Genomic DNA, 20,963 nt, shown 5'->3' with positions numbered 1-20,963 from the left:
AGGGCTGTCAAATCTTTAATTATATTCATTATCTTTTTTTAAGGTTTCCCTTTATTAAAAAACAATTTTATAATATAATGAATAGCGGTATAACACACATATACAACACATGCATCCTTAGCTCAATTGGATAGAGTAGCGGACTTCGAATCCGTTGGTTGTGGGTTCGAATCCCGCAGGGTGCACCATAATGTGAAGTCAAAATAGATGCAAGGCTGAAAGTCTAGTATTTATAGTGCCTCGAGAGGGTTTTGATCGAAATAATTTAAGCCCCTTGTTTTTCATAGATGTATCCTGCTTTTTTTTTAAAGAGAGTAGGGTATTTCTTGTTTTGGACCAGAATTAACCCTGTAAACAATTTTATAAAGCCAATATTCTATTGACAATTTTGAAGCGACTGTGTTCTTTGTAACTGAAAAACACAGCCGTTTTTTTACACCCACAATCAAAGAGCAAGAAAAGATGTGCCATGAAAAACGAACAGGTCTGCTGCCTCCTACAAAAAAGAGTAATTGGCAAATCTTAAGCTATCTTTCAATTATCAATATCATGTGCTTTCATCTTGTCTAATTCTGATTTTTGTCTCTTTTTGTATTTTTCTCTTCCAGTACTCCACCCCTCTATTATAAAGAGATTAAGGATTAAAAACACAATAAAGGATGTAAGATTAAAAGAAATCATACCAGTTGCTAAAATATAGATCGTAAAAGTTAATGTGAGCAGGGGTATAATTCCGCCCCAAAGCGGATTTTTAAGCTTTGTGCAAAGCAAATCCTCTGCAATCCACAAGATAACAGTAATAACGCCAGCAATAAGAAAATTTCTCATGTTCTATTTCCCCTCTCATTTTTGTATTTTTCGATTATAAGCTTTGCTGTTTCTAAATCAATTCGCGAATCAACTGCTAAACCTCTAATAAATGCTTGAAAAGGTTCTTCTTTCTGCTGATCGTTCATTTCAATTTTTTGAATAAGTTTATCCAAACGTAATCGTACGGTTGGGTAAGAAACTTCATAAAATTTTGCTATCTCTTTTAGTGAACCTGATTTTAAAACAAAATTTTTAAGAAAATTAGCATCTTCTTGCTCTAATGCAAGTATCCACTGTGGAATTTTATCAATGTCCAATTCATATCTCCTTTCACATCGATTTAAACAATATTAATTATATAGTAAATATTATTCAAGTCAATATGAATGCGCAAATTAATTTTGTTTCATTTTTGTCAATCATACAAAGCTTAGTTTAAAAGCTATCATCGCTTAAAAGAAAATTACTTCTCTTAAAAAGATCGAAGGTTTAAAATAGGCTATGACGAAATGAGTGAGAACAAAAAAACAAAAAGAGAAGCCGAGAATTTTCTCGGTTTCTCTTTTTGTTTACCAATCCCTATATTTTCTAAAAATTGAACCTTACTATCATCACAGCCAAATAGCCCAATCGCCGTAATCAAAGATCCCGCTACCATGATGTAGGCTGCCATCGACTTTCAGTTGCCTGAGCGCATCTCGCATACGGATCAATATCTCTGGCTGGATATCCAAGCTGTGATGAGCAGGAAATACTTTTTCCACCGGTAGCGCAGCAATCTTTTCAAGCGATGAGAGATATGCCTGCGGATCAGTGGATGGATAGTACGCAAATAGGGTGTCTTTATAGACGAGATCTCCGGTAAATAAATGACCACGTTGCGACTCCCAAAAACATAGATGCCCTGGAGAATGTCCTGGTGTATGCAGTGCCGTAATCACACGTCCACCTAAATCTATGGTGTCACCGTCTTTCAATAACTTTGTAGGCATTCCCTGAAAGAACTTATAAGTGTTGACATCATATTCTTTCGGCAAATCGCAGCGATCTATGACCATACCCCGGATAGTATCCATCGTCAGCGGGAATTCTCCATTCAACCAGTTTAATTCTGTCTCATGTGCGTAGAAGTCTGGGTAGTATTCGTGACCGCCGAGTTGATACGACAAGTGGTATCGTGGAAGTTTCAAATATAAAAACATCAAATATAAAGGCTACCAGTACAAACGGCAGTTTGATTTTTGAAAATATTAATGCGGATGAAGTAAGCACACGCATCCTTAGCTCAATCGGATAGAGTAGCGGACTTCGAATTCGTTGGTTGTGGGTGGGCAAGTCTGTTTTTTTATGATTAAAAGTATTGTATAATTATATAGAATGATCAAATGCATTGTGGTTCTTAATGAAAATTTGTGATGGGAGAAGCAATATGTGTGTTCAAATTAGAAGTTATACTAAAGAAGCAGGATACTCAGATGATTTTAACAGAATATGTGAGTTTCTAATTCGCATAAATCATGATAAGGTCATTACACCTAATTACTTGTGGGCTCGGTGGGTATGGCAGTTTGGGCCATATATGAGCATGGAACATTTATCGAATATTGGTGTTGTTGAAGATAACGGGATTATTGTAGGACTGGTAACTTATGAAAATGATCTCGGTGAAGCGTATTTATGCTTAGATGAAAGATATAATTATCTGAAATCACAACTGATTGAATACGCTATGCAAAATTTGAGTTTACATGGAGAAATAAGAATCACATTGCCGGATGGTGATTTAGAATATCAGCAAGCCGCCATTCAAAGAGGCTTTATACCCACTACTCAAAAGTCTTCAGTGGCGATGATTGATATTAATCCGCATGACTATCCCCTCCCAAGTGGCTATAGTATTATGAGTTTTGACGATGAGGGTTTTGATGTTGAACGATATTATAATGCCATATGGAGAGGATTCAATAACCAACGCCAGCGCAATGAAATAGAAATGGAATCCATGAGAAAACGAAAAGGCTTTGATGCACCGTATTTAAACTTGAATTTGCGAATTTTAGTCGTAGCGCCAAACGGTGATTATGCTGCTCATTGTGGAATGTGGTGTATCCCCAATAGTGGATATGCTTATGTCGAACCCGTTTTCACTTTGCCAGAATATCGAAAAATGGGATTAGGAAAAGCCGCTGTTCTTGAAGGTGTCAATAGATGTGACAAGCTTGGAGCAAAACAGGCTTATGTACTTTCATCACAGCAGTTCTATTACAGTATTGGGTTTTATCCCATTCAAAACGAAACATGGTGGTTATATAAAAGTAAATAGAACATCTTTTTTGCATCATTTTTCTAAAAAAGACATACTTTCCGCCAAGGGGAGTTATGTCTTTTTTATAGATACGCCCAAAATCAAAATGAAGTTGGAATTAAACTATATATCATTTTCTAGAGCGTCTTACATCCTTACAGGATAAATGAAAGGACGATGTTGAAGATGACAATTAAGCCAATACAAACTGGTACGGCAATAAACAACAATCTTGAAAACATATGGTCACGTTCTTCATCTGTTGGAACAGAACCCAATATGAGTGATCCTCCAGAAGAGAATGGAGAAATTGCAGTTGCTTGAGCGCCCAATACGATACAAGCGAAAATCAAAAGCGGACTGATGCCCGTGGTTGCTGACAACTCAGGCACAAGAGGGAATAATGCCGGACAAACAACACCCGTAGTGCTTGAGAAAAAGCTCATGAATGCGCCGATTAGTGTAAATACAATAGGAATGGACCAAATTGGAAGATTCGAACCCGCCCATGCACTCAATGCATTAATTGTCCCGGCTTCAATTGCCACGGCAATCAACATACCCACACCACTGATCATGATGATGGTCTTCCAAGGTATTTTAGAAATAACTTCATTTTGAGGTGCAAGATCCAGTAACAATGCAATAAAAGAGAATACGATTGCCACAAGACCTACATCCATACGTTTGTTGACATAAGTGATCCAAGAACTATCCGGTAAGATGATATGAGCAATTGGGAAGAATAAAACAATCACAATCATCGCAAGCATCAAATTGAAATTGACTCTTTGTACACGATTTAGTGGCTCTGGTTTTTCATAAACAATACCCTCGCCAATTTTTCTGTTTTTCACTGGAACATATTTAAATATTGAAATTACAATAAGCGCAAAAACAATGCTTGCTGCAAAGATAACTGCGGTGAACATAAAACTCTGTTCTGAATAGCCGGCTTCATCCATCAAACTGATGAATACGACACCAAGACCGCTTGTCATGAAATTTCCACCTGAAAGAGCACCAAAGTTAACTGCTACTGCACCAATGAGTTTATCCATTTTAGACTCTTCGCAGATCATTAAAGTGATCGGCGCCATAAATGCGATGACTGTAAAAAACCCTGCACCAAGACCCGCAATTACAGTTGCAGCAAGATAAAGCGCAAATGGCAATAACGCAGGATGTTTCCGACAAGCATAGAGCAGATGTCTGGCTAGTTTATCCAAAGTACCATTTACAAGTGCAAAATTGTAGAATAATGATACTGAAAATATGATGAACATTGTTTTGATTGGCCATGCTAATATAACTTGTTTTGCACTCATCCCCATTACAAAACTTCCAATGACATAGGCGAATACAATCGCAATGATACCCGTATTGATTTTCGTTTTATAACCAATTGCAATAGCTGCAATAATTGCAACTATAATACTTATACTCAACATAATTATTTACCCCCAATTACTTTAGATTCAATAAGTGACGTTGCAACGTTCGAGTCATATAGACGATATGCTCTTCTGGGATACCGTGCTCGATTAGATAACCTATATATTGAGCCATTTCAACTTCCCAAGCGGGATTCTCAATTTGTCCCCCATCGGTACTTATTTAACAATCGCTATCCAAATGTTGACATCGTCATCCACGAACACGACTCTGTTATATTGGAAGAGCTCATATCAAAGGGCAAACTGGATATGGCCTTAATTGCAAAACCAGATCACCGCAAAGAGATGACGCCTAAAAGCATTTTGGAAGACGAAGTGATTTTAGTTGCCCATAAGGATTTCGATCTCAATTGTGAGATTCACAACTTCGATAATGGCAATCAATGGATTGAGCTCGAGTCGCTCCACAAGGCTAAGATTCCATTTATTTTAAGTCCACCTAGAACAATTCTAGGCAAATTGGCGCGATCTTACTTTAGAGATATTTCCCCTCCAGTTATGGCGATTAATCAGAACTGCTCGGCAGAAATGGCTGTTGCACTTGCCGAAGAAGGCCTTGGTGTCGCATTTAATTATCGTTCCTGCTCTAGAGCCAACAGCAACCTGAAAAGTTATTCCATAGGCTCCAGCAAACGTTTCGTGCCACTACTCTTAAAGTATCCAACGGATAATGATGATTATAAGTGCCGTTCCACTCTGCTCCTGGCAGAACTGATAAAAGCGTATTTCGAACAAAAATAGAATTACAAAATCCGATTGTATCTGCCACCTCCGAGAATATACTCTGTAGACTTATGCTCTTTTTTTATGTAACCTCTTTATTAAAAAACAAATTTATAGTATAATAAATAGCGGTATAATGCACGCATCCTTAGCTCAATTGGATAGAGTAGCGGACTTCGAATCCGTTGGTTGTGGGTTCGAATCCCGCAGGGTGCACCAAAGTTATTAGGCTGAAATAGATACAAAGGTGTATCTATCTCAGCTTATTTTTTTATATTCTAACAAAAAAGTGTCCTCAACTTTGTGTATTAAAAAAGACCCTAGGCAGGGTCTCTGATGTGCAATCCAATGTCCACATTTTTCAAAACTTTGATTTTTTATAATTATATGGAATGCTGGTTCCAACAACCACATCTTCAATTTTTTCAATGATTAGCCAATCATCCATATTGCCCTGATGATCAAATGCAAGTGCAGGTTCAATTATTTCCACCTGCTCAAATTCTACCAAACACAGGCACTTTTTATGCCAGCGCAGGCGCTGTTTGTCGGTTAATGCCAGCTTATCTTGATAATCATCAAAGATTTTTATAATTTCATCATCCGTCAACTTAATGTAATTTTGTACAGATTTTACAAGGGCCTTCGCTGAGATAAGTGCCGTCCCTTTTTCCATGAAATAAAGCATTTCCCCATCAAAAACACGACTATGCGGTATTTTTCGTCCTGCCGCACCTCTGACCACTATTGTTTTTGTACCCGATAAGATTTTATTCAAAACACGCTCGCCCTTTTTACCTGTGTTATCACAATAAACTAAATGAACCATTCTCGCTTTCTCCTTCTCAAGTATAGATTATTAAGCACCCTATTTAATCTCATTTGGATACCGGATTCAAATATACAGTGTTTATGAGGCTTGACGAGGATTTGAATGAAAAATTCAAGACCCTCGTTTTTTCATAACAACATTTGAGCCATCTCTCGATGCCTCAAAATGATTTTGGATGAAAGCAAATGATTGGATATCATACATCCTACTCACCGCTTCAACTTTTCCGTTTTTATCTTATATAAACCCGTTATGGGGTCTAATGTAAATCCATTTTTCTCCAGAAGTTTTATGGAGTCTATATTTTCAGGAACCGGATCAGCTATAATTTGTACTGGGTCTTCCAATGTGCAAACCAGACGACATAATTGTTGGACGATAACACTGCCCAGCCCTTTCTTCAAAAAAGCATCTTGTCCAATCAGATAATCAATGCAAAAAGTGCCCTGTGGTTCAGAATCCCATTCAAATCCTGCCGATGTTTTCGAACAGTCATAATACTGGCAAAATCCTATGGGCATATCCTGATACAGAACTATGTAATGATTGAGCCAATCAAAGTTGCCGCTGTCATTTCTAATTTCCAACATCCATTCGCTTGGTTCACCATACCACTTTTTTATATAGTCTTTGTTGAGCCATACTTCAATAGTGGAAAAATCCTGTTTATTTACCGGACGTAAAGATAGCTTTTTTTTATCCACACTCTTAACCATGTCGTCTAACCCTCATTTTAATCTAATATTAAACTTAATTATACGCCAAACACTTATCAAAGTGAACTGTTTTACATCAAACCATCACACCATAATGAGATTTTCTATAAAAACAGATGAGCATTAGAATGAAATTTATCAACGTAAATTGAAATTTGAAATATCAAACCCTTCATAGCATTTTAAACCACCATGCAGGACGAATTCTTGCATGGTGGTTTTTTTAAAAGAAATCAGCCCTTAATTAAGCTTCTATTTTACATACATTTGCATAGGATAGGATAGATACGCCACCTCATCAAGCTTATCCACAGTTATATAGCCAGCAGGTGCATTGATGACATTGGGAATGCGATTGACAATTGTCGCACAAGTGTGTTCAACAGTGGCAGGCTTTTTCACACAAAAAGTGGTATCTGGCTCACCTATGATCTTCCAGTCACACATATCCCCATCATCCGGTCCGTACACCTTCCCAATACACTGCGTTTCAATAATCGGTCCTTGGAAAGTCTCTGTGGTCACAACTGCGCTCATACCAATGCAGTTGCCTTTTGGAATCGTCTTATTAAGTGTCTTTGAAAACAAATCTGTGTCATAGAAATAAGGTACGCATTTCTGAGTTTGAGATTTGATCGTCCAACCCATTTTAGAACATATGCCTTCATTAGAATTCCAGACATAAGAAGGTTCAAGTGTTTCAGGATGTGCAATTTGTTTCTCGAATGCCTCCGGCGTCAATCCCACGCCATGAGCTTCAGCAAGCGCCAATCCATAGTCTTCCACATCGTAGCTTACAGCCCCTTCAATTTTCTCTATACGATGTACGCCGCCAGCGACACATCCAAGCATATTGATCCAATAGATATCTTGCATACCAGAACCAACAATTGTACAATTATGCATCTTGGCCATTTTATCCAGCTTATTTGTAATTGCTGGCGCAGTCGTCCAAGAATAGATCGCTTCTTCACAAGTGGTGATCACATTGATGCCACGACTTACCAACTTTTCAACATGAGGCATGATATCCTCCATAAAGCTGAACAGCGTTACAACAGCAATATCTGCATCGCATTCATCCAAAACAGCATCCGCATCGCTTCTAATTTTCACACCAAGTTGAACACCAAGTTCCGCCCAATCGCCAACATCCTTGCCGACGACAGCAGGATTTACATCAACAGCGCCCACGATTTCTGCACCATTTTCATACAGATATCGAAGCATATACCTCGACATTTTCCCACATCCATACTGAATAACTCGAATTTTTTCATGATACATGATTCAAAACCCCTTTCATCATATTATAGTGGTATCGCGTTTCAGTGGCAAATCCATATGCCCACCAACTCTATAATCAATGATAGAGGTTATAGTCAGTATAATGTCAACTTGTTTTTTCATACCTCAATTAAACTTTATTGGAATCTGTAGTTTAAAAAACATACCGCGTTTTTTGCTTTCAAGAAGTGGAAACTCAGCGATAACTTCACAGATATAATCTCCAACAATTCTGTAACCTTCCTCTTCCACTTTATTTAAAAGGCGAGTGATATAGGCCTTTTCTTTCTCAAACTCATCGCAATAAATACATAGATACGCATTTTCGGGGATCGAAGACGTCAACTGATCTGCAACAAACTCACGATCCACGACGACGAAGACTTCACTTGAATAGAATTCATGTTGTTGCAATTTTTTTTGGCGCAAAATAGTCCCTGCATTACAAAAATAAATTTGAGGCAAATTATCCGATATCAAACTTTCTTTAAGCTTTCTAAGCATCTTTTCATAAACATCGATACCGTAATCATAAAAATTGATATTTGCATCAATGCAATAAATTATTCTCTCTGGAATATACTCTAGAATAATGGTGCCATCAGGCGGCGATGTTTCATAGTGTTGATAGCACTGCAAAGTACGTTCAATTGCCCTTTGCTGTTGCTTCAACGCTCTAATCTCAGTATTGATCTGATCGCTTTTCTTTCTGAGAACAGACTTGATCATTGACGGGTCTTTTAACTCTAATTGTTTTTTGATATCGCTCAACCTCATGCCAAGAGACTTCATATATTGAATCATATCCAAATATGCACTTTGACCGATACTGTAATAACGATATCCATTGGTTTCATCCACAGTATCCGGCATCAGCAGTTTGATCTTGTCATAATAGCGTAGCGTTTGTTCGGAAACCTGATTTAATCTTGCCATTTGTCCAATCGTTAGCTTTTCTATTTTAGATCACCCCTTCATCGCCATTATACCTTTTAAACCTTATTGTAACAATAAGGTTTAAAGAGCATACACCCTTAAGTAATCCTTAAAAACACATTTCATGCGAAAGCTTTTTTCAAATCGTTCAAATCAAAATTCTTGCTGTCCAAATATCTTACAACTGATTTTATACATAAAAATTGACCAGATCAATACTAAGACCGGTGACAGCATCATTCCAGTAAAAACCAACCTATCACTAAAGACAAAACCCAAGGTCAACAGCACTTTATAGAGCCCAACACACGCCACTACCGGCAAGACGAAAGCCACCAAAGATAAGACACGTGCTTTTTCAGCGCCATATTTATAGAGTAATGGAATGACGATACTCCCAAAGAAAAAGGCAATCACCAACCCAATGCCTGATGTGGTAATCAGATTTATCCAATCCTCTAAACGTGCATAATCAAATACTTGAATTAAAGCACCTCCAATTCCACCGACGATACTCCCCACCAAAGTGCCAATCACAGTGAAAATTAGGAGTACAATAAACTTGCTGAGCACAATTTGATTTTTAGAAACGGGCATGATTACAGCATATTTCGTCCACTTGGCATTTTCATCAAAAGCAAAAGTGGTTACAATCATCATACTGCACATGACACAGCACATGATCACATAGCTTATCAACCCGTTTGTAGGCAAGAATATAACGCCAAAAATCAAGAGCATCAACAGCATTGACCTTGAATGATGTCCGATATTATACAAATCCTTTAAAATTAAACTTTTCATTTTGCCTGTTCCCCCTTTACGTAAAGCAAGAGAATATCATCTATAGATGCATTATCAATAACAGCATCCCTATATTGCTTTTTAAATTTAGCTTTATCTGCTACCAACACTTCCCACTGAAAGTCACATTTTCGATAAGCCAATATTTCGCTTTTATCAAGTGCTTCAAAAAGAGCCGCACCACATCTTATAATGCCGTAATTATAAATGAGTTCGTCTTTGGATTGGCTTAAGATAATTTTACCTTGATGTATTAAGACAATATAATCCGCCACTTTTTCAAGGTCGGTAGTGATATGTGAAGACATCAAAATAGAATGATTCTCATCTTGAACGAAATCTAAAAAGACGTCCAACATGTCATCACGCATAACTGGATCGAGACCGCTGGTGGCTTCATCTAGAATCAATAATTTAGGGTCATGGGATAATGCCGCGGCAATACAGAGTTTCGTTTTCATGCCCTTGGAAAAATCTTTGATTCTCTTATTCTGCGCTAGTTGAAATTTTGCCAAATAGTTTTGATACACCTTATCATCCCACTGTTTATAACCCGAAGACAAAATCTTGCCTATTTCAAGTGGTGTCAATGCTTCATGAAAATTAATCCCATCAAATACAACACCTACATCCTCTTTCCAATGATGTGCTTCGTTCGGGATTTCTTGTCCCAAAACAGTAACAGTCCCCTGTTCCTTTCTGACTAAATCCAACGCAATATTAATGGTGGTGCTCTTCCCAGCGCCATTTTCACCAATCAAGCCCACAATGGAACCTTTGGGCACCTTAAAAGATACCTTGTCCAAAGTAAAATCCAGATACCTTTTTACAACATCATTTACCTCTAAAACATACTCATTCATGCTATTCCTCCTCAAGGTAAAACAGCTTCACCAATTCAACTAATTTTTCAACTGGAATGCCACTTGCTCTTCCGATCTCCACGGCTTCTTGCAAGTGCGCTTCCACTTTGCGATTTTGTTCTTCTCTAATAAAATCCTTATTTTGAGCTGCTACAAAACTGCCGCGTCCGACAGTTGTCTCTATAAAACCGTCTCTTTGTAAGTCTTCATAGGCCTTTTGAACCGTTATCACACTTACATGCAGAGATTTCGCCAAAGAACGCATTGAGGGGATCGGATCACCTGTTTGCAGTTCCCCACACATGATCTTTGCCTTGAACTGAGACGTAATTTGCTCATAAATAGGTTTGCTGGTATTACTACTGATTATAATTTCCATAAAAGCCCCCGATTGAACTTGAGTGTACTTGTTTGATAAGTACACTTTAGCACTACTTTATCTACTTGTCAACAGGCTCTTTATTTAATTGTTTCTACAAACCATTTAGAAACTCTAAAAGAGTGTCCTATTCATAAAAAAAGATGCCTCCATAAAAATCGTTTTAAAAACGAAATCATTTGAGGCATTTTCATAGATTTAAGACATCTTTATATTTTAATGTATCTTTGTTAAAAATATTTATTTATGTTTACCACTGCTTCTATACAATAGCCAATTGATTGTTCTTAATATCGGTTATAAACATATGCCCTGGTGCATGCGTAATCATGATCTCAGGTTTCACTTTCATGGCAACTGCCTGTGGCGTCACACCACAGGCCCAAAATACGGGAATTTCATTCGCTTTGATCTCTACCGGATCGCCAAAATCCGGATTGTGGATATCCCTTATACCGATGTGTCCCGGGTCTCCAATATGAATGGGCGCACCGTGCACCCCGGGATACCTTGAAGTTATCCTTATGGCTTGAATCACTTTATCCGGTGTCATCGGCCTCATACTCACCACTGTGGGCCCTGAAAAAATCCCTGCTGGTTCACACATGATATCTGTCACATACATGGGCACATTACAGTTCTGCTCTATATGCCTTACGCCAATGCCCTCGTCCATCAGAGCGGATTCGAAAGTAAAGCTACACCCCAGTATAAAGGAGACAAAATCCGTTCTCCACATTGAGTTCAAATGGTCATACTCGCCTTCAAGAATGCCCTTTTTATACACCCTATACTTCGGTATGTCCGTGGCAATATCTGAATCCTTTGCAATTTTCAACGTTTTGATTCCCACATCGCTCACTTCAAGCACTGGACATGGCTTTGGATTGCGCTGTGTGAACAGTAAAAAATCATACGCCAAGGCCTTAGGCAAGATCACCAAATTCCCTTGCGCATAGCCGTGACACATTCCAGCAGTGGGCGATTTCACCTCATTGTTTCTGATCATCTGCCTCACTTCAATAGGGGTACATGAAGATAAATCCCTCATCTCTTACCTCCTTTTTTATAAGAGTTTTTTCCTAGTTTATAAAAATGTCATCTTAATTTATAAAGGTTTCGTCTTAATTTCATTGACTTTGACATTAAAAACCTTATGCATCAGCTTAAGTTTCATATTACGCTCTGGTGCCAATTGAAATTGGTCTAGTTCTGCTTTTATGATCTCATACTTTTCAGCGCTCTCCCTATGCAACTGGTGCGCTTCTTCTATATCCAATGCTTTGAATTTTATGACATCACCTGCTTTAGCTTGAGCCAGTTTTGATAAATCAACTGTGATTACATGTGCGATTTTAGTATAGCCACCTGTAGTCTGACAGTCTGAAAGCATGATAATGGGATTTCCATGAGCAGGAATTTGGACAGCGCCACTGACGATGCCATCCGAAATGATATCCGCCGAATTTACATGCTCTATTTTCTTGCCTTCAAGTCTATAACCCATACGATCGAACTCATTTGTAATCTTAAAAGTTTCACTAAAAAAATCAGCAATGCCCTTAGCTGTAAATGCTTCTTCTTGAGGCCCAAGAACTACATTGAGCTCTAATTCAGATGTATAAGTGGGAATGTGCTCTGCCCTGACAAATCGCCCTTCCAAGTTCTCTAATTTCAGTTTGTGTGTTTTGAGTTTTATTTCATCTTCTTTTTTGAAAGTACGGCCCTTATACCCTCCTAGACTTCCACGCGTATATGTGGATTTACTTTCTAAAGTATTCTCGATCTCATATCCCCCAGCGATTGCTAAATAAGTTCTACAACCATTATGAGCAGGTCCAAAGGTCAATCGATCCCCTTTTTTAATGCGCACACTGCGCCACATGCCCACCTCCAACTGTCCATTGATCATAGGAGACATATTGGCTCCAGTAATGGCAACCAGCACATCTGCTTTAAATTCAAATTGACCTCCAAGGATTGTCATCTCTATCAAAGCTTCATCTTCGGCATTTCCCACAAGCAAATTGGCTATTTTATGTGCAAAATGATCCATACTTCCAGAGACGGGCATGCCATACTGCTGATAATTTAATCGTCCTAAATCCTGTATCGTGCTAAACAATCCCGGTGCAATGACTTTAATTGAACTCATTTTTAACACCTCCGCGCGATATTTCATATGTTTCACAACTAAATTGATGCGTGGATACTAATTTTTCAATACTTTTAAATGTCTTCAAATCAATCTCTTTAAATTGAATATAGTTTCCAGCTTCCAAAAGCATAGGTGGATCGGATTCAATATCGAATAATCTCACAGGTGTCCTCCCAATGATTTGCCAGCCCCCAGGACTATCTATGGGATATATACCCGTTTGCTTACCCGCAATCCCCACAGACCCTGCCTCTATCTTCGTTCTAGGTTGTGTCAATCTTGGCGTTGCAATGCGTTCGTCCATTCCCCCTAAATAGGGAAATCCTGGTGTGAACCCAAGCATATAGATGCGATAAATATTTGAAGTATGAATTTCTATGACCTTCGATGCTTCCAATTGATTTTGTGATGCCACATGATCTAAGTCCGGACCAAATTCACCACCGTAATAAACCGGGATCACATAGACCATCGCTTTATCATCACTTACTTCACAACGTTCCTCTAAAAGGTGCTCTATATGTCTACTCCACTCTCCATAAGTGCTCTCTAAGGGGCTATATCTAATAAGCAATGCGCAATATGTGGGAATACAACTTTGGAAGCCTTTGAGTTTTTTACTTTCAACAGATTTCTTTAAACTTGCCACGTGATTATTAACTTCTTCTGATATTTCATTTTCGAAGATAACGCTCAAGGCGCAATCTCCACAAGGTTTAATTTTATAGACTGGTTTCATAAGCATATCCTTAATGTACAAGCATTTGTAATTTTGAAAGTGACATGATGCCCGCGTAAGCGGCAATTAGTACAATGGCAAATCCAAATACCAAGAGCCATTTGGGATGTTTATAATCCCCAACGATATCTTTTCGAGTTGAAGCAAAGAGAATTACACCTATTGTAATCGGTAAAATCAGACCATTTAGAGATCCAGCCAGAATAAGCAGTTTTGCTGGTTTTCCAATTACAGCCATGATCAGAGTAGAAGCTGCAATAAAGCCAATAATCCAATATCTCTCAAACTTCTGGATTGAAGGATGCAAGGTTTTTAAAAAAGAAACAGAAGTATATGCTGCTCCAATTACCGATGTCAGTCCCGCTGCCACCAATACTAATCCAAAAAATTTATAGCCTATCATACCCGCTCCATGTTGGAATGCTGAAGCCGCTGGATTTGATGGATCAAGTTGAAGCCCTTTGACCACAACCCCTAAAATGGCTAAGAATAATAAGACGCGCATAACCGATGCAATCACAATCCCCATAATAGCACCTTTTCGAATCTCTTTCAAATTGCCTTTTCCAGTAATTCCTGCATCTATTAATCTGTGCCCACCTGCAAATGTGATATACCCTCCTACAGTTCCACCCAGCAAGGTAATCGTCGGAAAAACAAGTCCCTTTGGATTTTCAGGTACAAAGGCTCTGAAAATCGTTTCTCCTACTGGCGGATGTGTAATAACCGCCATATAACCTACGATTAAAATCATCATAAGACCTAAAATCTTAGTGATTTTATCAATCATTGGCCCTGCATCTTTGCTTATAAATATAGCCAAACCTACAGCACCACCAATGACGGCACAGAGCTTGATATCTAATCCCGTTAAGACATTGAGGCCAAGAGCCGCACCGCCCACATTTCCGATGTTAAATGCCAAGCCGCCCAGTGCAACCAAGATCGCAACAAAATGACCCAATCCCGGTAAGATTCTATTCGCAATATCTTGTCCCCTCATCCCTGAAACGCCAATAATACTCCAAACATTTACTTGAGCGCCAATATCTAAAATGATAGAAAGCAATATGACAAAGGCAAAACTGGCAGCAAATTGCTGTGTAAAAGTTGCCGTTTGTGTTAAAAAACCAGGGCCTATCGCAGATGTTGCCATGATAAATGCGGCACCTAAAAGCGCACTCATATTGCCCTTGCTTTTCTTTCTGTTTTCATTTTTCGTCTTTATTGCATTTTCTTCAATCATTTACTATTCCCCCTATAAAAAGTAATTTAAATTCACATTTAGTCGCTTATACTGCTTTAATTTGAATACCTTCTCCAATCAGGTGCTTGCGGATTCCCATAACAAATTCAATAGCCTTTTGGTTATCCCCATGAACGCAAATAGAATCTGCTTCAATCTCAATTTTCTCCCCTGAAAGTGCAGTCACAGTTTGTGTCTTAACCATTTGCATAACTTGTTCAATCGCTTTTTCACGATCATGAATCACAGCACCCTTTTGACTTCTAGGCACTAGTGAACCGTCAGATAAATAAGCACGATCTGCAAAGACCTCGCTGATTGTCTTAAGTCCTAGCCTTTGCGCACTTGTGATCATTTGACTTCCAGAAAGCCCCATCAATTTCATTTCAGGATTGATTTCATAAATGGCCTCAGCAATTGCGTGAGCTAGTTTTTCATCTCTTGCCGCCATATTGTACATGGCACCATGCGGTTTAACATGTTTAAGCACTCCGCCCTCTGAAGTCACAAATGCATTCAGTGCCCCAATCTGATATTTGACATAATTCTTAAGTTCCTGTGGTGACACTTGAATGGTTCTTCTTCCAAATCCTAAAAGATCTGGAAACCCTGGATGACAGCCAATCGCTACATTGTTTTCTAACGCATCTCTTACCGTTTGCGCCATAACATTGGCATCTCCTGCATGCCATCCACAGGCAATATTTGCCGAACTGATCAAAGATAATAATGCCGCATCCATTCCCAAGGTATAATTTCCAAAACTTTCTCCCAAGTCACTGTTAATATCAATTTTCATTATTTCACCTCCTGCACTGATAATACGCAAGCCCTATGCCAGAAAACTGTTTAGCTTTTTCAGCCCTTTTATCGTTTTTCTCAGCATAAAAATAGAGCGAATTCGCTCAGCACTGAGTGAATTCGCTCTTTCTCTATTTGGATTCATGCCTGTTTTAAAAGTTCGTTTCGCATATAGCTTCTATTCGTTTCTGTATGAAGCGCTTTTGAAAAGCACTTCATAGGATAGTAGATTGTTTCTCAAGGCGCCGTTTTAACGAAAAACGGCTTATATTCAAAAGTTCAGCAGCCTTAGACTGATTGCCATTACAAATATCTAAGGCATGATCAATACATTCATTTTCTAACTGAATGAGATGCTCTGGTAAGTCGATGGGTCTTCCCATCTCAATATCCTTTAAAAAATCAAAAGAATATCTTTGACTCGAAGAGATCTTTTCTTCATCATAATTTGAAAAATCCGCAAGCGTGAGCTCGCCTTCATCATGGATAATACACGCACGTTCGACTAAATTTTTGAGCTCTCTTATATTGCCCGGCCATTTATACTGATTCATTTTCTTTAAAGTTGGCTCCGTAAACCCTGAAATGTTCTTGTTGAACTTATGGTTATAAAAACTTTTAAAATGTTCTGCAAGATACATAATATCAGAGGGTCTATCGCGCAAGGGCATCACTTCAATTGGAACGACGTTTATTCGGTAATATAGGTCAGCTCTAAAAGTCCCCTGATGCACCATTTTTAAAAGGTTTCGGTTCGTAGCTGCTATGACGCGCACATTGACATCAATATTTTGCACGCCACCCACCCGTTTGATCTTTCGCTCTTCTAAAAACCGTAGGAGCTTCGCTTGCTGATTTAATGGAATCTCACCTATTTCATCTAAGAAAACAGTCCCCCCATCAGCAATTTCTATCAATCCCTTTTTGAGCTGACCTGCTCCTGTAAAAGCATTTTTTTCATGTCCAAAGAGTTCGCTTTCAAAGAGATCTCTAGGAATAGAAGCACAATTTATTTTCACCATAGGCATATGACTTCTCAGGCTATGCCTGTGAATATAATCACCCATCAGCTCTTTTCCAGTACCGGTTTCACCTGTTACAAGTACTGTCACACTATCCTCTAGTGCTATTTTCTTTGCACGAACTAAAAGTGATTTCATCTGATCATCTTGAGTTAAAATAGTATCTCTTATCTTATCTTTTTCATGCTGTTCTTCAAATATCTTTAGTTTTCGATTGGTATTGATCGTTTCAAAAACACGTTCAATATGAATTTCCATTTCATCTAGATCAAAGGGCTTCGTCACAAATTCAAAGGCACCTTTTTTCATGGCTAAAACTGCATTTTGAATATCGCCATAGGCCGTCATAACAATAATCTTAATTTCTTCGTCCATTGCTTGAATGGCATCTATGTAGTCGATGCCATTGCCATCCTTTAAACGAATATCCAGAAGGATCAAATGAGGATGGTATTTTTGAATTTCAGCATCTGCCTCTTTTAAAGATTTTACTGCGCGTATAGAATACCCCAAATCACTTAGACCTTCCTCAAGTGAAATTCTGATTGAGGCTTCATCATCTACAATCATGATTCTTCTATCCATATATGAGTTCACTCCCCTTTTTAAACTTTAGCATAACCTCAGTCCCTTCATGCTCATTGCTTTTAACATCAATTTCGCCCTCATTTTCAACGATCAATTCATGAACGATGGATAGTCCTAAACCCGTCCCTTCACTTTTAGTTGTGAAAAATGGATCGAAAATTTTATCCAGTGCCTCTTCAGATATGCCTGACCCATTATCCGTAATTTTTAATATGACACTGAACTCGCTTTCAGTGATCTCAATCACAATTTTTCCGTTCTCACTTGGCGACGCTTCAATTGCATTTTTCAAAATATTGAGTACGATTTGGCTAAATTGCACTGAATCCACAAAGATCATCGTGTCTGTCTTTAAATTTTCCATAGAAAATTGAATATGCCTCGACTGTAATTCACTCTCAATTAAATCCAACAATTCGTTTAGTTTCGAATACAAGTTTAAGCATTTTGGCTCTGCTTTATAGCGTTTTGCGTATTCAAGCAAGTCAAAAATCAATTTATTGATTCGATCAATTTCTTGGATCAATCTCAAAAACATCATTTCATTTTTACCAGTGAGGTCACTTTTGAGTCTCTTGTTGAGCACTTGAATACTGGCTCTCATCCCAGCCAGTGGATTTCTGATTTCATGTGCGACACCCGCGGCAAGTCTGCCAGTGGAGGCAAGACGTTCCAATCTCTGTATCCTACTTTCAACCTTTTTTTGCTCGGAAATATCTTTAAAACTGCAAATATAACCACCAATTGCTTGCTCACCACTTCGCATAATAGATGTATTTACATCGATGAATTTTACATCCCCATCTTCATGTGTAAATCGATAAAGCTGATATTGACTCAAGTTTTGTTCTTTTGTTCTTTGGATAATGGCCTTAAGACTCTTTTCGAAAGAATGTCCTTCGAAATTATAATTCTCTAATTGAGTCTCAATCATTGCTGCAAACGGATTTTTAGAAATCTGTTCTTCATGAGCATCATACGTGATAATGCCGTTTTCAATATTATTTAAAATATCCTGATTATAATTTTTTACATAAATCAATTCCGTCATGGAGGCATCAAGTTGTTCGAGCATTTGATTTAAAGCTTCAGCCAATTTACCGATCTCATCTTTACGCTTTAATTCAATCCGTCTATTGTAATCGCCTCCAGATATTTGATCACAGAACTTGGAAAGAACTCTCAACGGTTTTGTGATGTTTGCAGAGACCATAATGGTAAACTGAAGCGCTAGAGTTAAAAATATGATGCCAATCAAGATATTGTATTTATAGGATTCATAAAAATACGACATAAGTTCCCTTTTATCTACTAGGACAACCAGAGACCAATCCATTGTTTCCAAGTACTTAGATACAAGTAGATATGAAGACGCTGTCAAATGATCATAATTATTAAAAGGGGTATTGAGTTTTTCGATATCATCACGTTTTAAAAAAGAGTCATCTCCCATAAGAAGAACCCCTTTTTCATAAATGAGAAGATCTCCCGGATAAATACATTGAAGATCACGAATCATTTGCTCTTTAAGATAATCTGGAGATTCCAACTGACCAGTACCCTGACGTCTTAAATTAAGATTCATTTCCACCTCTTTTAATTTTTCATCCATTTGTCTATATTGACTGCTCATCACATAATTGTAATCGAATTGAAACGAAGACCATAAGACGATTGTCAATGAAACGATAAAAAGAGTTAAAAAAGGAATTGAGATTTTATTTTCTATACTAATTTTCATTTGCTTTTACACGCCCCTGTAAACTCACTAAATAAAAGACTAATGCAGACACTATAACGCCTGGCATGGAAGGATGGATTTTAAAAATACGCTCTGAGTTATAGGTGATCACATAGAAGAGGATCATCGTCGTCATGCCTGAAATCATACTCCAAATGGCGCCTTTAGTTGTGGCATCACGCCAAAATAAGCCACCATAAAGTGGCATCAATAAAGTCACAGAAAAGACACCCCATATATAGCCCCCATAGATTAAAAGACTTTCAGGAGGCGAGATTGCAAGTATTAAAGATAAGCTGCCAACGATTAAAACAACCATTCTACTGATCATCAACAGGACATCACTGCTTCTCTGCTTTTTAGAGACAATCCCAAAGACATCATAGATAAAACTACTTGCCGCCACCAGCAATTGAGAGTTTGCAGTGGAAATCGCTGCCGCCATAATGGCAAGCATGACTATACCACTGATTGGCGTAGAAAACATACTGCTGATCACAACCGTTAAAACAGAATCAATCGAGTCCACCGACTTTATTGAAGGCATAATAACGCGCATGCCAAGCCCTATAATGATAATTCCAATATAAGTAAAACAGAGGATCACAACAGATCTTTTAATCATTTCAAGTGCCGTCTTCGTATCCTTTGCAGCTATAATTCTCACCGTGTATTGAGGATTTGTTGCCAGTCCAAGACCCCATGCGAAAAAAGCGGAAACTAAACTGATAAGAGTCATTGCTCCTCCTGCCAATGGTTTTAGAAGTGATGCCTTTGGCGTGTAATAAAGAAAACCTTCAATGGCATGTCCTTCCACTTCATTGGCTTGATTTATAAACGCTGACAAACTGTCCATTCGAAATATAATAATCCATGTGCCCAAAAAAATACCTATACAAATGACGATGAAATTAAACCCATCACTCTTTGCCAAGGACAAGAGCCCTCCAAATGTAGTGTAGAGAATAAAAATATAGACGATGACAATCGCCAGTGTATAAGGAATTTCTAAGAACTCTGATATAACAATCCCAAACCCTCTAATTTGAATGACAATATACAAGACAAAATTGAATATGATTAAAAGCCCAGTGGACACTTGTAAAACCTTGCTCTGATATCGCTTGTTAAAATAATCTGGAATACTGACTGCGCCACTTGCTCTCAGCTTTGGCGTCAGCAAATAGAGAAATCCTGCACCGATAATCCAAGGTATGATAGAATAGAGCACAATGGTAAACCCATAGACATAAATGGACCCAGGAAGGCCTTGCATTGAAGCTGCACTAAACCAAGTCGCAACAAAAGTAGAAACAAGCGCAAATAAGCCCATTTTCCTTCCTCCGATGAAAAAATCATCAATGGTCTCGGACTCGCTGTAGCCTGTTTTTCCAAAATACAACAGAGCAATTGAATAAAAGAAAAAGAAACCTAAAAAGACATATGATCTTGGCATTTCCCCCCCTATGACAATTCTGATTTGTAACCTTAATATATTATAATTGTGAGGATATATCAATTGTCAAAAAAAAAGACAGTCATTTAATCTCATCACT

General features: G+C 38.2%; 20 protein-coding genes, 2 tRNA genes and 1 pseudogene. 4 read left to right on the top strand and 19 right to left on the bottom strand.

Features of this window, described 5'->3' with window-relative positions:
- Positions 1–111: 111 nt before the first annotated feature.
- Positions 112–188, top strand: a tRNA-Arg gene (locus ISU02_RS19400).
- A 346-nt stretch (positions 189–534) separates the two neighbouring features.
- On the opposite strand, the gene ISU02_RS19395 is transcribed toward ISU02_RS19400, so the two are convergent.
- The 3 genes and pseudogenes from ISU02_RS19395 to ISU02_RS19385 all read right to left on the bottom strand — a co-directional run.
- Entirely contained in the window at positions 535–828 is a 294-nt protein-coding gene (locus ISU02_RS19395) for a hypothetical protein (RefSeq protein ID WP_194703500.1), read from the bottom strand.
- Entirely contained in the window at positions 825–1,127 is a 303-nt protein-coding gene (locus ISU02_RS19390) for a DUF2089 family protein (protein WP_194703499.1), read from the bottom strand. Before ISU02_RS19390 ends, ISU02_RS19395 begins: the two co-directional genes overlap by 4 nt.
- A gap of 294 nt (positions 1,128–1,421) precedes the next feature.
- A pseudogene (locus tag ISU02_RS19385) lies at positions 1,422–1,967 on the bottom strand (MBL fold metallo-hydrolase); the annotation flags it as partial.
- Positions 1,968–2,239: 272 nt separating this feature from the next.
- Between ISU02_RS19385 and ISU02_RS19380 the strand changes: the two are divergent.
- Complete coding sequence (locus tag ISU02_RS19380; RefSeq protein WP_194703498.1) at positions 2,240–3,133, top strand: GNAT family N-acetyltransferase; 894 nt, start codon at positions 2,240–2,242, stop codon at positions 3,131–3,133.
- Positions 3,134–3,270: 137 nt separating this feature from the next.
- Here the strand turns inward: ISU02_RS19380 and ISU02_RS19375 are convergent, their stop codons facing one another.
- Positions 3,271–4,566, bottom strand: a complete 1,296-nt coding sequence (locus ISU02_RS19375) for an SLC13 family permease (RefSeq protein WP_194703497.1) — start codon at positions 4,564–4,566, stop codon at positions 3,271–3,273.
- A gap of 75 nt (positions 4,567–4,641) precedes the next feature.
- Between ISU02_RS19375 and ISU02_RS19370 the strand changes: the two genes are divergently transcribed.
- Together ISU02_RS19370 and ISU02_RS19365 are read left to right on the top strand one after the other, a co-directional pair.
- Positions 4,642–5,313 (top strand): LysR family transcriptional regulator substrate-binding protein, encoded by a 672-nt coding sequence (locus ISU02_RS19370; RefSeq protein ID WP_228727895.1) that lies wholly within the window; start codon positions 4,642–4,644, stop codon positions 5,311–5,313.
- Positions 5,314–5,437: 124 nt separating this feature from the next.
- A tRNA-Arg gene (locus ISU02_RS19365) sits at positions 5,438–5,514 on the top strand.
- A 142-nt stretch (positions 5,515–5,656) separates the two neighbouring features.
- Here ISU02_RS19365 and ISU02_RS19360 read toward each other — a convergent pair.
- The 15 genes from ISU02_RS19360 to ISU02_RS19290 all read right to left on the bottom strand — a co-directional run bounded on the left by ISU02_RS19360 (position 5,657) and on the right by ISU02_RS19290 (position 20,863).
- Complete coding sequence (locus ISU02_RS19360; RefSeq protein WP_194703496.1) at positions 5,657–6,124, bottom strand: hypothetical protein; 468 nt, start codon at positions 6,122–6,124, stop codon at positions 5,657–5,659.
- Positions 6,125–6,336: 212 nt separating this feature from the next.
- On the bottom strand, positions 6,337–6,843 hold the full coding sequence (locus ISU02_RS19355; RefSeq protein WP_194703495.1) for a GNAT family N-acetyltransferase: 507 nt from the start codon (positions 6,841–6,843) through the stop codon (positions 6,337–6,339).
- Positions 6,844–7,095: 252 nt separating this feature from the next.
- Entirely contained in the window at positions 7,096–8,130 is a 1,035-nt protein-coding gene (locus ISU02_RS19350; RefSeq protein ID WP_207736429.1) for an NAD(P)H-dependent amine dehydrogenase family protein, read from the bottom strand.
- Positions 8,131–8,256: 126 nt separating this feature from the next.
- Positions 8,257–9,066 (bottom strand): MerR family transcriptional regulator, encoded by an 810-nt coding sequence (locus tag ISU02_RS19345; RefSeq protein WP_207736427.1) that lies wholly within the window; start codon positions 9,064–9,066, stop codon positions 8,257–8,259.
- 153 nt (positions 9,067–9,219) lie between these two features.
- Positions 9,220–9,870, bottom strand: a complete 651-nt coding sequence (locus ISU02_RS19340; RefSeq protein ID WP_194703494.1) for an ABC-2 transporter permease — start codon at positions 9,868–9,870, stop codon at positions 9,220–9,222.
- Positions 9,867–10,733 (bottom strand): ABC transporter ATP-binding protein, encoded by an 867-nt coding sequence (locus ISU02_RS19335; protein ID WP_194703493.1) that lies wholly within the window; start codon positions 10,731–10,733, stop codon positions 9,867–9,869. Before ISU02_RS19335 ends, ISU02_RS19340 begins: the two co-directional genes overlap by 4 nt.
- Before the next feature lies 1 nt (position 10,734).
- Complete coding sequence (locus ISU02_RS19330) at positions 10,735–11,112, bottom strand: GntR family transcriptional regulator (RefSeq protein WP_194703492.1); 378 nt, start codon at positions 11,110–11,112, stop codon at positions 10,735–10,737.
- Positions 11,113–11,374: 262 nt separating this feature from the next.
- Positions 11,375–12,163: a putative hydro-lyase gene (locus ISU02_RS19325; RefSeq protein ID WP_194703491.1), complete on the bottom strand. Its 789-nt coding sequence runs from the start codon at positions 12,161–12,163 to the stop codon at positions 11,375–11,377.
- A gap of 57 nt (positions 12,164–12,220) precedes the next feature.
- Complete coding sequence (locus tag ISU02_RS19320; RefSeq protein WP_194703490.1) at positions 12,221–13,267, bottom strand: 5-oxoprolinase subunit C family protein; 1,047 nt, start codon at positions 13,265–13,267, stop codon at positions 12,221–12,223.
- Entirely contained in the window at positions 13,254–14,009 is a 756-nt protein-coding gene (gene pxpB / locus ISU02_RS19315) for a 5-oxoprolinase subunit PxpB (RefSeq protein WP_194703489.1), read from the bottom strand. The genes ISU02_RS19320 and pxpB overlap by 14 nt, the downstream gene beginning before the upstream one ends.
- Before the next feature lie 10 nt (positions 14,010–14,019).
- Positions 14,020–15,255, bottom strand: a complete 1,236-nt coding sequence (locus tag ISU02_RS19310; protein ID WP_194703488.1) for an NRAMP family divalent metal transporter — start codon at positions 15,253–15,255, stop codon at positions 14,020–14,022.
- A gap of 46 nt (positions 15,256–15,301) precedes the next feature.
- Entirely contained in the window at positions 15,302–16,057 is a 756-nt protein-coding gene (locus ISU02_RS19305) for a LamB/YcsF family protein (RefSeq protein ID WP_194703554.1), read from the bottom strand.
- A gap of 214 nt (positions 16,058–16,271) precedes the next feature.
- Positions 16,272–17,663, bottom strand: coding sequence for a sigma-54-dependent transcriptional regulator (locus tag ISU02_RS19300; protein WP_194703487.1), 1,392 nt, complete (start codon positions 17,661–17,663; stop codon positions 16,272–16,274).
- Positions 17,656–19,407: a sensor histidine kinase gene (locus ISU02_RS19295; RefSeq protein ID WP_194703486.1), complete on the bottom strand. Its 1,752-nt coding sequence runs from the start codon at positions 19,405–19,407 to the stop codon at positions 17,656–17,658. Before ISU02_RS19295 ends, ISU02_RS19300 begins: the two co-directional genes overlap by 8 nt.
- Positions 19,397–20,863 carry a sodium:solute symporter family protein gene (locus ISU02_RS19290; RefSeq protein ID WP_194703485.1) on the bottom strand — a complete coding sequence of 489 codons (1,467 nt, stop codon included), beginning with the start codon at positions 20,861–20,863 and terminating at the stop codon, positions 19,397–19,399. The genes ISU02_RS19295 and ISU02_RS19290 overlap by 11 nt, the downstream gene beginning before the upstream one ends.
- Positions 20,864–20,963: the final 100 nt, after the last annotated feature.

The organism is Fusibacter ferrireducens (assembly GCF_015352425.1).
Lineage (GTDB): Bacteria > Bacillota > Clostridia > Peptostreptococcales > Acidaminobacteraceae > Fusibacter_A > Fusibacter_A ferrireducens.
The sequence above is the reverse complement of the archived record's forward strand: the minus strand, read 5'-3'. Positions and strand labels throughout refer to the sequence as shown.

Bases quoted from the DNA above. Each gene is read 5' to 3' on its own strand.
- ISU02_RS19395 (WP_194703500.1), bottom strand. From the start codon at position 828: ATGAGAAATTTTCTTATTGCTGGCGTTATTACTGTTATCTTGTGGATT.
- ISU02_RS19380 (WP_194703498.1), top strand. From the start codon at position 2,240: ATGTGTGTTCAAATTAGAAGTTATACTAAAGAAGCAGGATACTCAGAT.
- ISU02_RS19375 (WP_194703497.1), bottom strand. From the start codon at position 4,566: ATGTTGAGTATAAGTATTATAGTTGCAATTATTGCAGCTATTGCAATT.
- ISU02_RS19360 (WP_194703496.1), bottom strand. From the start codon at position 6,124: ATGGTTCATTTAGTTTATTGTGATAACACAGGTAAAAAGGGCGAGCGT.
- ISU02_RS19355 (WP_194703495.1), bottom strand. From the start codon at position 6,843: ATGGTTAAGAGTGTGGATAAAAAAAAGCTATCTTTACGTCCGGTAAAT.
- ISU02_RS19350 (WP_207736429.1), bottom strand. From the start codon at position 8,130: ATGTATCATGAAAAAATTCGAGTTATTCAGTATGGATGTGGGAAAATG.
- ISU02_RS19345 (WP_207736427.1), bottom strand. From the start codon at position 9,066: ATGGCAAGATTAAATCAGGTTTCCGAACAAACGCTACGCTATTATGAC.
- ISU02_RS19340 (WP_194703494.1), bottom strand. From the start codon at position 9,870: ATGAAAAGTTTAATTTTAAAGGATTTGTATAATATCGGACATCATTCA.
- ISU02_RS19335 (WP_194703493.1), bottom strand. From the start codon at position 10,733: ATGAATGAGTATGTTTTAGAGGTAAATGATGTTGTAAAAAGGTATCTG.
- ISU02_RS19330 (WP_194703492.1), bottom strand. From the start codon at position 11,112: ATGGAAATTATAATCAGTAGTAATACCAGCAAACCTATTTATGAGCAA.
- ISU02_RS19325 (WP_194703491.1), bottom strand. From the start codon at position 12,163: ATGAGGGATTTATCTTCATGTACCCCTATTGAAGTGAGGCAGATGATC.
- ISU02_RS19320 (WP_194703490.1), bottom strand. From the start codon at position 13,267: ATGAGTTCAATTAAAGTCATTGCACCGGGATTGTTTAGCACGATACAG.
- pxpB (WP_194703489.1), bottom strand. From the start codon at position 14,009: ATGAAACCAGTCTATAAAATTAAACCTTGTGGAGATTGCGCCTTGAGC.
- ISU02_RS19310 (WP_194703488.1), bottom strand. From the start codon at position 15,255: ATGATTGAAGAAAATGCAATAAAGACGAAAAATGAAAACAGAAAGAAA.
- ISU02_RS19300 (WP_194703487.1), bottom strand. From the start codon at position 17,663: ATGGATAGAAGAATCATGATTGTAGATGATGAAGCCTCAATCAGAATT.
- ISU02_RS19295 (WP_194703486.1), bottom strand. From the start codon at position 19,407: ATGAAAATTAGTATAGAAAATAAAATCTCAATTCCTTTTTTAACTCTT.
- ISU02_RS19290 (WP_194703485.1), bottom strand. From the start codon at position 20,863: ATGCCAAGATCATATGTCTTTTTAGGTTTCTTTTTCTTTTATTCAATT.